This is a genomic window from Micromonospora sp. ANENR4 (assembly GCF_015354395.1).
GTDB classification, from domain to species: domain Bacteria; phylum Actinomycetota; class Actinomycetes; order Mycobacteriales; family Micromonosporaceae; genus Micromonospora; species Micromonospora aurantiaca.
In genome coordinates, this window is sequence record NZ_JADKYQ010000018.1 from 103108 (window position 1) to 117448 (window position 14341).

General features: G+C 74.6%; 9 protein-coding genes. 7 read left to right on the plus strand and 2 right to left on the minus strand.

All coding sequences use genetic code 11. The features are described from left to right. The first annotated feature begins 52 nt into the window (after positions 1-52). Positions 53-1882 (plus strand): hypothetical protein, encoded by a 1830-nt coding sequence (locus IRY44_RS27000; RefSeq protein WP_370585025.1) that lies wholly within the window; start codon positions 53-55, stop codon positions 1880-1882. Next, on the plus strand, positions 1840-3624 hold the full coding sequence (locus tag IRY44_RS27005; RefSeq protein WP_194803010.1) for a hypothetical protein: 1785 nt from the start codon (positions 1840-1842) through the stop codon (positions 3622-3624). Before IRY44_RS27000 ends, IRY44_RS27005 begins: the two co-directional genes overlap by 43 nt. An 11-nt stretch (positions 3625-3635) precedes the next feature. Here IRY44_RS27005 and IRY44_RS27010 read toward each other — a convergent pair whose 3' ends face one another. Continuing rightward, complete coding sequence (locus IRY44_RS27010) at positions 3636-5522, minus strand: hypothetical protein (protein ID WP_370585023.1); 1887 nt, start codon at positions 5520-5522, stop codon at positions 3636-3638. Positions 5523-5594: 72 nt separating this feature from the next. On the opposite strand from IRY44_RS27010, the gene IRY44_RS27015 reads away from it, so the two are divergent. Together IRY44_RS27015 and IRY44_RS27020 are read left to right on the plus strand one after the other, a co-directional pair. Beyond that, complete coding sequence (locus tag IRY44_RS27015) at positions 5595-6857, plus strand: PQQ-binding-like beta-propeller repeat protein (RefSeq protein WP_228532875.1); 1263 nt, start codon at positions 5595-5597, stop codon at positions 6855-6857. Beyond that, positions 6854-8146: a PQQ-binding-like beta-propeller repeat protein gene (locus tag IRY44_RS27020; protein WP_194803012.1), complete on the plus strand. Its 1293-nt coding sequence runs from the start codon at positions 6854-6856 to the stop codon at positions 8144-8146. The genes IRY44_RS27015 and IRY44_RS27020 overlap by 4 nt, the downstream gene beginning before the upstream one ends. Here the strand turns inward: IRY44_RS27020 and IRY44_RS27025 are convergent, their stop codons facing one another. After that, complete coding sequence (locus tag IRY44_RS27025; RefSeq protein ID WP_228532876.1) at positions 8147-9325, minus strand: peptidase C39 family protein; 1179 nt, start codon at positions 9323-9325, stop codon at positions 8147-8149. Between the two features lie 419 nt (positions 9326-9744). Here IRY44_RS27025 and IRY44_RS27030 point away from each other — a divergent pair, with 419 nt between their 5' ends. The 3 genes from IRY44_RS27030 to IRY44_RS27040 all read left to right on the plus strand — a co-directional run bounded on the left by IRY44_RS27030 (position 9745) and on the right by IRY44_RS27040 (position 14327). Beyond that, positions 9745-10413 (plus strand): response regulator transcription factor, encoded by a 669-nt coding sequence (locus tag IRY44_RS27030; RefSeq protein WP_194803013.1) that lies wholly within the window; start codon positions 9745-9747, stop codon positions 10411-10413. Then, complete coding sequence (locus IRY44_RS27035; RefSeq protein ID WP_194803014.1) at positions 10410-11576, plus strand: cell wall metabolism sensor histidine kinase WalK; 1167 nt, start codon at positions 10410-10412, stop codon at positions 11574-11576. The genes IRY44_RS27030 and IRY44_RS27035 overlap by 4 nt, the downstream gene beginning before the upstream one ends. Before the next feature lie 204 nt (positions 11577-11780). Further along, positions 11781-14327, plus strand: a complete 2547-nt coding sequence (locus IRY44_RS27040; protein WP_194803015.1) for a malectin domain-containing carbohydrate-binding protein — start codon at positions 11781-11783, stop codon at positions 14325-14327. Positions 14328-14341 lie beyond the last annotated feature (14 nt).

The following is a 14341-nucleotide window of genomic DNA, read 5'->3' on the forward strand; positions in this document are numbered from 1 at the left end:
CGCCGCACCGACGGGCCACCGCGCCGTCACCCTGGACCCACCATCGGTCACCATCACCGCCGAGCCGGAGCCGGCGACCACCACCCCGCCCGAAGCGCCGGCCGAGCCGGAGGCGCCGGGCGCACGGCGCGCGCGCCGGTGGCGGTGGACGCGCCGCCGGATCGACCTCACCGTGTACGGCGGATTCCTGCTCGCCGCGATCTGGGTCACCAGCGGCATCTGGGTCGACCCGGCCGGGCGGGTCGCCGCGCTCTACAGCAGCGACCCGGCGCAGGTGCAGTTCTTCCTGGCCCACTCGGTACGGGTGGTGCTGCACGGCGAGTTCCCGTTCTTCACCGAGCAGTTCAACTACCCCGACGGCGTGAACCTGATGGCGAACACCGCCATCCTGGCGCTCGGCATCCCGATGGTGCCGGTGACCCTCCTGTTCGGACCGGCGGTCTCCTTCGTCACGCTGGTCACGCTCGGCCTGGCCGGCACCGCCGCCGCCTGGTACCGGGTGCTGTCCCGGCACCTGATCCGGCACCGCCCGGCCGCCGCCGTGGCGGCCTGGTTCTGCGGCTTCTCACCGGCCATGCTGTCGCACGCCAACTGGCACCCGAACATCATCAGCCAGTTCCTGCTGCCGTTCATCGTGTGGCGGGTGCTGGTGCTGACCCGGTCAGCCCGGCCGGTCCGCGACGGCGTGCTGCTGGCGCTGCTGGTCACCGCGCAGGCGTTCATCAACGAGGAGATCCTGCTCTTCACCGCGCTCGCGCTGGGCGTGTTCCTGATCGCCGTGGTGGTGCAGCAGCGGGAGCGGTGGAGCACCGCGTGGCGACCGCTCGGCGCCGGGCTGGCGGTCTGCGCGGCGCTGGCCGGGGCGCTGCTGGCGTACCCGCTGTGGGTGCAGTTCGCCGGCCCGATGGCGTACCACGGGCTCAGCGACGCGGTGCGCGACTACGGCAACGACATCGCCGCGTTCTTCGCCCCCGGCTCGCCCACGTTCGGCGGCAACGAGCGCGCCAACGTCAACCTCGCGCCGAACTACTCGGAGGAGAACGCGTTCTTCGGCTGGAGCCTGTCGCTGCTCGTCGTGGGCATCGTGGTGTGGCTGCGGCGGGACGTGATCGTCCGCGCGCTCGCCGCCACCGGGCTGTTCTTCGCCGTGCTCTCCCTCGGCGAGCGGATCTCCTGGTGGGACCGGGAGATCGCCACCGGCCCGTGGGAGCTGCTGGTACGGCTGCCGCTGCTCGACGCCGTGGTGCCGACCCGATTCGGCCTGATCACCGGCGTGACGGTGGCGATCCTGCTCGCGTACGCGGTCCGGCGCGCCTGGGCGCTGCGCGGCGTGGACCGGCGGACCGCCCGCAAGCTCACCGCCGCGGGCCTGGTCCTCGCGCTGCTGCCGATCGCGCCGATGCCGTTGCAGGTCACCACGCGGGAGCCGGTGCCGGAGTTCATCACCGCCGACAGGTGGCGCAAGTACGTCGGTCCGGATCAGACGCTCGTCTCCGTGCCGGTGCCCGCGATGGGCAACACCGACCCGATGCGCTGGGCGGCCAGCACCAACCTCGACTTCAAGATCCCCGGCGGCTACTTCCTCGCGCCGCGCAACGGCGTCACCGGCGACCCCGGGCGCTTCGGCGGCCGCCCCAGCGGCATCGGCGAGATGCTGCGGGAGGTATCGTCCACCGGCCGCACGCCGAAGCTGGACGACCGCCAGCGGCGCCGCTACCTGGACGAGCTGCGGCACTGGAACGCGGCGGTGGTGGTGCTGCCGCGCGACGAGCAGAACGCCGAGCCGCTGCGCCGCACCGTGGAGCAGCTGGTCGGCCCCGGACGGCAGGAGCTGGACGTGTGGCTGTGGGACGTGCGGAAACTGACCAGCCGGTCCGCCTGACCGAACCGGCGGTCCCCGCCCCCGCGCCCCGCCGCCGCCGGCCCCGCCCGGTCGACGTGCTGGTGGTGGCCGGCTACCTCGGTCTCGCCGTCCTGCTCACCACCGGCCAGTGGCGCCGGCCGGAACGGCTGTTCCACCAGGCCGGCGACCAGATGCTGTTCGAGTGGATGCTGGCCCGGGCCGCCCGCGCGGTCACCGGCGGCGAGAACCCGCTGTACAGCGGCGCGCTGAACGCCCCGGACGGGGTGAACCTGATGGCGAACACGTCGGTGCTCGGACTGGGCGTGCCGCTCACCCCGGTCACCGTCGTCTTCGGCTCCCAGGCGGCCTTCCTCGTCGCCGTGACGCTCAGCCTCGCCGGCACCGCCACCGCCTGGTACGCGCTGCTCGCCCGCCGGCTGGTCCGCTCCCGGGCCGCCGCCGCGGTGGGCGGCCTGTTCTGCGGCTTCGCCCCGGGCATGGTGGCGCAGGCCGGGGCGCACCTGCACATGGCCGCGCAGTTCCTGGTGCCGGTGATCCTCGCGCTGGTGTTCCGCCCGGCCGGCGATCGGGTCCGGCGCGACGGCGTGCTGCTCGGGCTCGCCGTCGCGTACCAGGTGTTCCTCGGCGAGGAGGTGCTGGTCTTCCTGGCGCTCGCAGCCGGGGTGTTCGCCGGGGCGTACGCGCTCGCCGACCGGGCCGCCGCCCGCCGCCTGGCACCGGTGGTGGCCCGCCGGCTGGGCGTCGGCGCGCTGGTGGCGGGCGTGCTGCTGGCGTACCCCCTGTGGTTCCAGTTCGCCGGGCCGGGCCACTACCGGGGGATGCCGTTCCACACCGAGGGCTACCGGCTGGACGTGGTCTCGTTCGTCACCACCGCCCGGCAGAGCGTCGTCGGGGACGCCCGCCGGGCCGGGCTGCTGTCGCCGAACCCGACCGAGCAGAACTCGTTCTTCGGCCCGTTCCTGCCGCTGCTGGCCGTCCTCGTGGTGGTGCGGCTGTGGCGGCGGCCGCTGGTGCGCGCGCTCGCCGCGTGCGGCCTGCTGTTCGCGCTGCTGTCGCTCGGTTCCCCGATGGTGGTGAACCGGCACGACACCGGGCTGCCCGGCCCGTACCGTCTGCTCGCCGGGGTGCCGCTGCTGGACCTGGTGGTGCCGGCGCGGTTCGCGCTGGTCTGCGTACCGGTGCTCGGGGTGCTGCTGGCGCTCGCGCTGGACCGGGTCCGGCACGGCGGCGTCCGCACCTGGGCGCCGTGGGCCGGCGCGGTCGCCGCGGCGCTGCTGCCGCTGGCGCCGACGCCGATCCGCACGGTGCCGGTCGCGCCGGTCCCGGCCGTGGTGTCCGGCGGCGGCTGGCGGGAGTACGTGCCGGCGGGCCGGACGCTGGTGCCGGTGCCGCCGGTGACCGGGGCGGCGGTCAGCCCCGCCATGTTCTGGTCGGCGCGCACCGGGCTGGCGTTCGACGCGCCGGGCGGCTACTTCATCGGCCCGCGCTCGGCCGGCGACCCGGCGGCCCGCTGGGGCGCGCCGGACCGGCCCACGTCGCTGCTGCTGCGCCGGGCCGCCGAGACCGGCCGGGTGCCGCCGGTCGGCGAGACGGAACGCCGGCAGGCGGTCGACGACCTGCGGCACTGGCGCGCGGCGGCACTCGTGCAGGGCGACTCGTCACCCGGCGACCCGGTACGCGCCACAGTGGACCTGTTGGTCGGCCCCGGCCGGGACGTGCCCGGCGGACACCTGTGGGACGTCCGCCCGCTCGTCGGCTGACCGGCGCGGAGTCACACCCGGTCGCGGACGTCCCAGATCCACACGTCGTCGACCCGCTGCGGCGGGCCGAGCAGCTCGGCCATCAGGTCGCGCAGCACCGCCTCACGCGGGCCGGCCCCGAGCACCACCACCGAGGCCCGCCAGAAGCGCAGGTCGTCCACGGCTTGGCGGCGGTTCTCCTCGGTGATCTCCGGAACCTCGTTCGCGTCCATCGTGGAGTAGATGAGCGTGCTGGTGGGCCGGTTCGGAGCGCCGAACACGCCCTCGCCGCGCTCGTTCGGGCCGATGAAGTAGCCACCCGGGATCGGGAACTCGTGCCCGGTCAGCGCGCTCCAGCGCAGCGTGTGCAGCCCGTGGACGTTGCTCGGGATCGGCACCGGCACGAGCGTACGGCCCTCCGGCACGTACGGCCGCCAGCCGCCCGCGGTGATGAAGTGCGGCGGCGGGTCGATCCGCTCGGCCGGCAGCGGACGCGGGATCAGCGGCAGCACGGCGGCGGCGATGGCCACGAGCCCGGCCAGGCGCAGCACCCGGCGGCGCGTTTCGCGCGCGGCCGTCCCGCCGTCACCGTCGTCGTCTCCGCCGTCGTCGGCGCCGGAGCGGGGGGCGGGCACCGGCGGGCGGCCGGCACCGGCCAGCGCGTCCCACGCCAGGGCGAGCAGGACACCGACGGCGGCCACCACGACCAGGCTCAACCGCGTCGGCATCATCATCTCGACCAGCGGCAGGTCGTCCGGCACGTACGCCCACGGGCCGTCGATGTCGGTCTCCGCGCCGTTGAACCGGACGACCGGGCCGATCGAGGCGATCGTGAACAGCACCACCAGCACGGCCAGGATCCGCGCCGGCACCGACCGGCGGACCAGCAGCACCAGCGCGGCCAGCGCCACCAGCACCAGCGGCCAGCCGAACCAGGTGTTCTGCTCGGTCAGCCCGATGGTCTTCTCCACCGCCTCGTCACCGGCGATCGTGTCCCGGGCGAACGTGACGAAGGCGACCAGGTCCTCGCCCCAGTTGTGGAAGACGCCGCCCTGCAACCCGCGGTAGGACTGCGGGCCGTTGAACTGGAACCAGATCGGGTACGCGGTCAGCAGCAGCGCCAGGCCGCCGCCGAGACCGAGCGCGGCCACGAACGACCCGGCCCGCTCGCGGGCCGCGCGGGGCCGCTGCACCGCGTACGCCACCACGACGACCAGGCAGGCCAGCGCGGTCAGCAGCAGCATCTCCTCGTTGATGAAGATCTGGTACGCGACCAGCAACCCGAGCGCCGGCCCGTTGCGCCGCCAGCGGCCCGGCTCGCCCAGCCGCAGCACCCGGGCCACGATCAGCGGCAGCAGGAAGTTCGACACGAAGTTGGGCTGGCCGTTGGCGTGGTGCACGATGCCCGGCGCGAAACCGAGGAACGCGCCGCCGACGAACGCCCCGGCCCGGGACCGGACCAGGTGCCGGGACAGCACCCAGTACGACGTTGCCGCGGTCGCGGACAGCGCGGCGCCCAGGTAGAGCGCGTACATCACCTGCGGGCCGAGCAGCAGCGTCAGCGGCGCCAGCGGCAGCGTCACCCCGAGCAGCGAGGTGTTCGCCATCATGTTCACCCCGTCCGGCGCGTTCTGCCGGGTGGTGAAAAGCGGGTTCTCCAGGTGCTGCACCGAGTACGCGCCGTGCGCGAACAGCCACTCGAACCAGCTGTGGTCGGTGGGCAGGTGCGAGGAGACCCGGTTCTCGACGTCGCCCCAGTAGTTGAGGCAGACGAGAACGCCGAGCAACACATAGGCTCCGATGGCCAGCACGTCGGCGCGGGCCGGCCGGCGACGTGCTCGGCGTGGCGGGTCGGCCACGACGGCGTCCGCCTCGACGGGCGAGGGGTTCAACGAGGGGTCCACCACGGGCACGGCCACGACGCGCCATCGTACAGGCGGTTCGTCACACGGCCGGTCACGGTCGGGCGGCGGCTCGGCGCGCGGGAGAGGATGGTCGTGACCGTCATCGATCTGGGGGAGCTGCGCGACGACGCACCGCCCGGCCCGGTGCCCCGCCCCCCGCGTGCCGTCGGACGGCCGTTCCGCCTTCTCGTGGTGCTGTTGGTGGCGTTGCTCACGCTCACCGCCGCGACGCCGCCGCGAGGTCCGGCCGAGTGGACGCTGCCCGGCGGGCTGGGATCGGCCGTGTTCGTCTCCGGCGACGTGGTGTACGTGGTACGGCCGGACCGCGCAGGCGCCGGCGGCGGGCGGGAACTCCTCGCGTACCGGGGCGACCGGGAGCGGTGGCGCAGCCCGCTACCCGGCGTGGGCACCGCCGTGTCGGTGTGGGAGCAGGACGACCGGGTGATCGTGGCCGGCCGGGGCGTCGACGACACGGACTGGCAGACAATCACGTACGACGCGGCCACCGGCGCGGACGTCTGGCGCCGGCCCGGGATCGCGTTCGCGGTGGGCCGGGTGCTGCTGATCCAGTCGGCCGCATCCGACACCACGACGTCGATCGGAGGGCTGGACCCGGCCGACGGCCGTACGGTGTGGACGGCGCCCATGACGGGCGCGCTGGGGTTCGACGCCGAGCCGGCCGGGCCGGTACGCATGGTGTTGTCCCCGGCGACCGGGGAGACGGTGGTCGTGGACGTGCGCACCGGCGCGCGGCTCGTGGCCCGCGACCTGTACCCGGTACGACGGCCCGGCCCGCGCCGGTTGCAGATCGCCCGCGGGCTGCTGCTGGAGTTCCGCGACGGCGACGGGGCCATCGAGGCGTACGACCTGGGCACGCTCCGGTCGCGCTGGACCGTCGCGCGGAAGCTCGTCGGCCACGTCGAGGGTTGCGGCGCCCTGCTCTGCGCCGTCGGGCCGGCCGGCGGGATGACCGCGCTCGACCCGGCGACCGGCGCCGTGCGCTGGAACGTGGACCGGTGGGCGGGCGTGGCGGCGGAGCGTGGCGGGCGGCTGCTCGTCGGCGTCCCCGACACCGCCAGCGACGACGGCCTGGCGGTGCTCGACCAGGACGACGGGCGGCTGATCGCCGACCTGGGCGGCTGGAGACCGGTCCCGCAGCACGAGTCGGGCGGGCCGCTGCTGGCGACACGGCCGCTGGGCGGCGGCAGACGGCCCCTGGCCGAGGTGGGACTGTCCGGCGATGCGCCCTCGATCCGGGGCGCGCTCACCGGCACCGACTGCACCACCGGCGTGACGCTTCTGGTCTGCCGCCGGCCCGGTGGCGACTACATGGTGCGGCGGCTGACGTGAGCCCGGTGATCGAGCTGGGGGAGATGCGGCACGGCGAGTCCGCCGACGAGCCGGTCGCCGCACCGCCCCGCCGGCCGCCGGGCCCCACCGCGCGGGTGGCGCTGCTCGGCTGCCTGGTGCTGCTCGTGGTCACCGCTGCCGCCGGGCCGCCGCGACGGCCCGAGCCGATCCGGGTGCCCGCCCCGCAGGGCGCGGCGTTCGTGGTCCTGCCGGACCGCGTGGTGGTGGCCGACGGCCCGGGCGCGATCGGCCGGGGTGGGCGGGTGGTCGCCGCGTACCGGCTGCCCGGTGGGGACCCGGCGTGGCGGTTCGCGCTGACCGACGGCGACCACGTGCTCGGCCTCACCGCAGTGGCCGGGGGACTGCTGGTGACGAGCAGCCCGGCCGGGGACGGCGACTCCGTGTCGGCGATGCTCGACCCGGCCACCGGCACGCTGCGCTGGCGGCAACCCGGCTACCCGGTCCGGACCGCGTCAGGCGGGCTGCTGCTGGAGAACCCCCGCCCGCCCGGTGCGGGCACAGTGCGGGCCGTGGACCCGGCCTCCGGCGAGGTGCGGTGGACGCTGCCCGTACCCGGCCAGGAGGTGGGGTACCGCCGCGACGACCACGGGGTGACGCAACTCGTGCTGGTCACCCCGCAGGGCCGGGTGACCGTGTACGACGCGGACTCCGGCGCGGTCGCGCACACCGGCCGGGTGGCGCCCGCGGCCGATCGCGCCGCCTACCGGTACGCGCAGGTCGTGGCCGACCTCCTGCTGGTCGAGGACGCCCGGGGCACTGTCACCGGGTACGGCCTGGACCGGCTCGACGAGCGGTGGAGCCTGCCGGTCGGCTCCCGCGCCGGGCTCTGGTTCGCCGACTGCGCCGGGATGGTGTGCCTGCGCGACCAGGTGGGCGGCGCGCAGGCCCTCGACCCGGCCACCGGCCGTCCGGCCTGGACGGACGAGCGCTGGCTGGGGATGGGACCGGTCGGCGACCGGCTCATCGCGGCCGAACGCGGCGTCGGGGAGGAACTGGAACTGTCGGCGCTGGACCCGCCGACCGGCCGCGTGCTGGCCCGGCTGGGCCGCTGGCGCGTCTCCGGCAACGACCTCCCGTCCGGGCCGCTGCTCGGGCTGCGCACGCTCACCGAGGACCGCACGCTGGTCGGCGCGCTCGACGTGGCGGCCGGGCAGGTGCGGATCCGGGGGATCCTGCCCGGCGCCTGGTCCGAGTGCGCGGACACGGGTACGCAACTGGTGTGCCTGCGCCCGACCGGTGGCATGGCGATCTGGCCGGCCGGGCGCTGATCACCAGTTGGCCTGCGCCGGGGCCGGCGGCAGCGGCGTCGACTCGGGCCGCAGCACGTACGCGATCCCGCCGCTGCCCACCTGCCAGGCGCGCTCGAACGGCGCGCGCGGCACGGTGCGGCGGACCCGCTCGTCGTCCGGCGCGTACGGGTCGTTCAGTACCGGGTCGCCGTCGGCGGTGAAACCGGCCAGCACCATGAGGTGTCCCCGGGTGTCGTAGTCCAGTCCGGGTACCTGACCGGCGGTGAACGCGGCCGAGACGATCAGCGGGATGCCGGCGGCCACGAACAGTTCCGCCTCGGCCAGCGAGCGCAGCCGGGTGACGAAGGCGTCCACCCCGTGCGTCGCCGCGTACGCGGTGTTGAACGGCCAGTTGCCCGGCCCGCCGTAGGCGTGGTCGTAGCAGTGCCGGGCGGCGTGCACCACCTGCGGGCGGGGGCCGGGCGGCGCCACCCAGGCGTACCGGTCCGGGGCGGGGCCGGCGTCCCAGAAGTCGAGCACCATCGACACGCAGGTGGGGCTGCACCAGGAGTCGCCGCCGCCACCCCAGCGGGTCTCCCCGGCGGCGTGCAGCCGCTGCGCGTAACGCGGCACGTCCAGCACCCGCCCCCACGCGCGCGCATCCCCGGCGCCCGTGGCCTCCGTGCCGGTGGGCGGGTCGGCCGAGGCGACCACGCCCACCGTGCGCAGCACCGGGCCGTCGGGCGCGTCGAGGCGGCGCAGCAGGGTCACCCGGACCTGCCAGCCGGTCACCGTCGCGCCGGTCACCCGCAGCGTGTCCGCGGCGACCCGCGCCCGGTCGTCCTCCTGCCCGGGTACCGAGGCGCGGTGCACGGCGCTGTCGTCGGCCCCCCAGTGGCCCAGGTCGTACCAGCCGGTGGTGGCAGTGCCGCCGGCCCAGCCGCGCAGCTCGACCCGCAGCCAGCAGCCGGGCGGGGTGTCGGCGGTCCACGAGGGCACCAGCTCGGTGACGCCGAAGCCGGCGGACGTCACTGGGGAGGTCCAGGTGCCGGCCGCGTACTCGGCTGTGGTCCCGGAGTGCGGGTCGGTGTGCGCGACCGGGCCGGCCGCGCCGTCGGGCGTGAGCCCGTCCGGCCCGTCGCGCAGCCCGTCCACACGACCCAGGTCGCGGTCCGCCGGGAAGCGGAACCGGCGGTACGCGATGTCGCGGCCGGTCATCGGGAACCCGCCCGGCACGGACGTGGCAGCCGGCTGGAGTGCGTGTCGATCATCGCCGCCGAGCATCGCGTACCCGAAGGTTTTCTGCAACGGCCGCACGCGCCGTGGGCCGTAACCCACCGACCCGCCCCGCGGTCACGGACCGTGGTTGCAGCCCGACCCCGGCAGAGTCACCGCGCAGCGGTATCTCCGGCGCTGCGGAGCGGTCGGCTGTTTCCCCTGGTCAAGGCGATTCGAATCGACGGGGCGTTCGATGTGCCCTGTGGGCCTACATCACGGTGCGTGATACCACGCCGAATCGTCCTCGGTGTTACGGCGAGTGACAATCGTGATCCGCGTGCCGGTGGCCGTCGGCTCCTGCGGCTGCCGGTTTTGCCTGCCGCACTAGGTTGTCAGGGGTCACGAGGTGGGAGGCCGGGATGCGGGTACTGGTGGTCGAGGACGAGCGCAACCTCGCCGACGCGATCGCGCGCGGGCTGCGCAAGCGCGGCATGGCTGTGGACGTCGCCTACGACGGCGACGCCGGGCACGAGGCGGCGTTCGTCACCCGCTACGACGTGGTGATCCTGGACCGTGACCTGCCCGGCGTGCACGGCGACCGGATCTGCGCCGACCTGGCCACCTCCGGCGCGCTGACCCGGGTGCTGATGCTGACCGCCAGCGGCACCGTCGCCGACCGGGTGGAGGGGCTGCAGCTCGGCGCCGACGACTACCTGGCCAAGCCCTTCGCGTTCGACGAGCTGGTGGCCCGGGTGCAGGCGCTCGGCCGCCGCGCCACCCCGGCCGCGCCGCCGGTGCTGGAGGTGGCCGATCTGGTGCTCGACCCGGCCCGCCGGGTGGTGAGCCGGGGCGACGTGCCGCTCGACCTCACCAACAAGGAGTTCGGCGTGCTCGCCGAACTGCTCAAGGCGCGCGGCGCGGTGGTGTCCAGCGAGGAACTGCTGGAACGGGTGTGGGACGCCAACACCGACCCGTTCACCACTATCGTCCGGGTCACCGTGATGACACTGCGCAAGAAGCTCGGCGATCCGCCGCTCATCGACACGGTCGTGGGCGCGGGGTACCGCATCGGTGGGGTACGGCAGTGAGCGCGCCGGCCACGCGCCGGGTACGGCCGACGCTGCGGCTGCGGCTGACCCTGCTCAACGGCGTGCTGCTGGTCGGCGCCGGGGCGATCCTGGTGCTGCTGGCCTGGCTGCTGGTCCGCGACGCGCTGCGCCCCACCGACGAGCTGCTACCCGGCACCACAGTGGTGCTCAGCGACGGGCGCACCCTCGACGCCGGGGAGTGGCAGCGGCAGCTCGTCGACGCGGCGTCGCAGGAACTGCTGGTCAAGGGGCTGCTCGCGCTGGCGGCGATCAGCGTGGTCGGGGTGGCCGGGGCGTACCTGGTGGCCGGGCGGGCGCTGCGCCCGCTGCACCAGGTCACCGCCACCGCCCGCCGGCTCGGCGAGGCCACGCTCGACGAGCGGATCGGCTGGTCCGGCGCCGACGACGAGGTGGCCGAGCTGGCCGAGACGTTCGACGCGATGCTCGACCGGATCAGCGGCGCCTTCGAGGCGCAGAAACGGTTCGTCGCGAACGCCTCGCACGAGCTGCGGACGCCGCTGGCGGTGATGCGTACCGAAATCGACGTGACGCTCAGCGACGACGACGCCGACCTCGCCGAGTACCGCCGCATGGCCGGCGTGGTGCGCGACGCCTCGGAGCGCGCCAACGGCCTGGTCGACGCGCTGCTGGTCCTGGCGCGCAGCGAGGCACAGACCGGCCGGCGGCTGGGCCGGCGCGCCGAGTCGGACCTCGCCATCGGCACCGCCAACGCCCTCTCCGCGGTCTCCCGGGAGGTCGAGCGCATCGGCCTGAAGGTGCACACCTCGCTGCGCCCGGCGCCGGTGGTCGGCGACCCGGGCCTGCTGGACCGGCTCGCCGGCAACCTGGTGGAGAACGCGGTCCGCTACAACCACCTGCACGGCCGGATCTGGGTACGCACCGGCACCGACGGCGAGCGGTCCTGGCTGGTGGTGGGGAACACCGGCTTCGAGGTCGCCCCGGCCGACGTACCCGGGCTGTTCGAACCGTTCCGGCGCGGCGGCCAGGAACGCACCGGCGCGCGCGGCTCCGGTCTCGGCCTGTCGATCGTGCGGGCCGTCAGCGACGCGCACGGCGGCACGGTGAAGGCGGTCGCCCAGCCCGGCGGCGGCCTGGAGGTGACGGTCACGCTTCCGTCGGCCGACCCGGCGGCGGCCACCTGACCGCCGAGCCGGCCCGCCCGGCCGGTGAGACGGCCTCATCTTTTCGTGCGGGCGGCCTCGGCTGTCCTGGCCGGACCCGACGGTGGTCGGCCCCCGGCGCACGGTGGTCGGGCAGAATGCGCCGCCCGCGCTGGACGCGGAGCCGGGGATCAACGGAGAGTAAGCGCAGCGACGCCTCACCCTGCTCACCCACCGGAGCTGCCCGTGACCCACCACTCGGCCCCGCGCCGCCGCCGCATCCTCGCGGTCCTCACCGCCGGCGCCCTCACCGTCGCCGGCCTCTCCCCGGCCACGCCGGCGGCCGCCGCCGCGCCCGGCCACGACAAAGTGGTCCACACCGTCCCCTCGGCCGCCTCGCCCGACGTCCAGGACGGCTCGGTCGACGCGATCCACGACGCCGGTACGAAGATCATCGCGGGCGGCTCCTTCACCCGGGTGCAGAACCGCAACTCCGACGTCGACATCCCCCGGGACTACCTGCTCGCCTTCGACAAGGCCACCGGGCAGGTGGACACCGCGTTCGCGCCCACGCTCGACAACGAGGTGACGGCGGTCGTCGCCGGTCCCACGGCGGGCACGGTCTTCGTGGCCGGCAAGTTCAACACCGTCAACGGCGTGACCCGGCGCAAGGTGGCCCTGCTCGACGTCGCCACCGGGGCGGTCGTCACCAGCTTCGCGCCGCCGGCGTTCAACGGGCTGATCAAGGACATCGCGCTGGTCGGTGACCGGCTGCTGGTCGGCGGCATCTTCACCACGGCCGGCAACCCCAACCCGCGCGGCGGGCTCGCCTCGCTCAACGCCACCACCGGCGCGGTCGACAGCTACCTCACCACCACGCTGACCGAGAACCACAACTGGGACGGCGTCAGCGGCGCCAAGGCCGGCGTGGGCGCGGAGAAGCTCGCCGTCTCCCCGGACGGCACGCAGCTCGTCGTCATCGGCAACTTCAAGAAGGCCGACGCGGTCCTGCACGACCAGATCGTCAAGATCGACCTGGGTGTCACCGCCGCCACCGTCGCGGACTGGAACACGGCCCGCTACACGCCGCGCTGCAAGTGGCAGTCGTTCGACTCGTACGTCCGCGACGTCGCGTTCTCCCCGGACAACAGCTACTTCGTGGTGGTCACCACCGGTGCCCCGTACGGCGGGACGCTCTGCGACACCGCGGCCCGCTGGGAGGCCGCCGCAACCGGCGACAACCTCCAGCCGACCTGGGTCGACTACAGCGGCGGCGACACGTTCCTGTCCGTCGGCATCAGCGAGCAGGCGGTCTACGTCGGCGGTCACCTCCGCTGGCTCAACAACAGCACCGGCGCCGACAACGCCCGGGCCGGTGCGGTCGGCCGGGCCAGCATCGCCGCCCTCGACCCGGTCAACGGCCTGCCGCTGTCCTGGAACCCGGGCCGGCACCCGCGCGGCATCGGCGCCTCGGAGATGCTCGTCACCGAGTCCGGCCTCTGGGTCGGCGGCGACACGCTCTGGATCGGCAACTTCCAGTACCGCCGCGAGCGGATCGCGTTCTTCCCGCTCGCCGGCGGCAAGGCCCCGCACCCGACCAGCACCGCCACGCTGCCCGGCAACGTCTACCAGGCCGGCCTGCCGAAGCCGACGAACGTGCTGTACCGGGTGAACGCCGGCGGCCCGCTGGTCGCCGCCACCGACGGCGGACCGGACTGGGCGGCCGACACCAGCTCCAGCCCCAGCCCGTACCACAACACCGGCAGCTCGACCTCCAGCTTCAACACGGTCGGCAGCCTGGACGCGACGGTGCCGGCCGGCACCCCGGCCGCGCTCTACAGCGACGAGCGGTACGACCCGGCCGGTGGCGCGGAGATGCTCTGGCAGTTCCCCGTGCCCACCGGCACCGAGGTGCACGTGCGGCTCTACCTGGCCAACCGGTACGACGGCACCTCCGCCCCGAACACCCGCGTCTTCGACGTCGCGCTGGACGGCACTGTCGTCCTCGACGACCTGGACCTGTCCGCCGGCGTCGGGCACAACGTGGGCACCATGCGGGAGTTCACGGTGACCAGCGACGGCACCGTCGACATCGAGTTCCGCCACGTCAAGGAGAACCCGCTCGTCGACGCCGTCGAGATCGTCAAGACCGGGCCGCCGCCGACCGGTACCGGCGAGGAGGTGCAGGTCCGCTCGTACGACGGGCTGACCGGCGTCGGTACGCCCAGCCCGGTGGCGAACCCGGACGAGACGGTGTGGTCCGCCACGCGTAACGCGTTCTGGGTCGGCGGGACGCTGTTCTACGGCGCCGAGGGCGCGCTGTGGCGGCGTACGTTCGACGGCACCACGTTCGGCACTCCCGAGCTGGTGGACCCGTACCACGACCCGTACTGGGACACCGTGGTGACCAACTCCGGCCCGGCGGGGCAGACGTACGTCGGCGCGACCACCGGCTTCTACGCCGAGATCCCCAACGTGACCGGCATGTTCTACCGGGACGGGCGCCTCTACTACTCGCTGAGCGGGCAGAACGGCCTGTTCTGGCGCTGGTTCACGCCCGACAGCGGTGTGGTCGGCGCCGACCGGTTCACGGTGGCCGGGGCGAGCGGGTTCGCCGACGCGGGCGCGCTGTTCGCGGCCGGCACCACGCTCTACAAGGTGAACCGGAGCACCGGTGACCTGTCCGCCGCCGACTGGACGGGCGCCGCTCCGTCGACGACGTTCACGGTGCGCAGCGGCCCGGCGGTCGACGGTGTCGACTGGCGGGCGAAGGCGGTGTTCGTCGGCCCGTGACGCGGCAGTGCCCG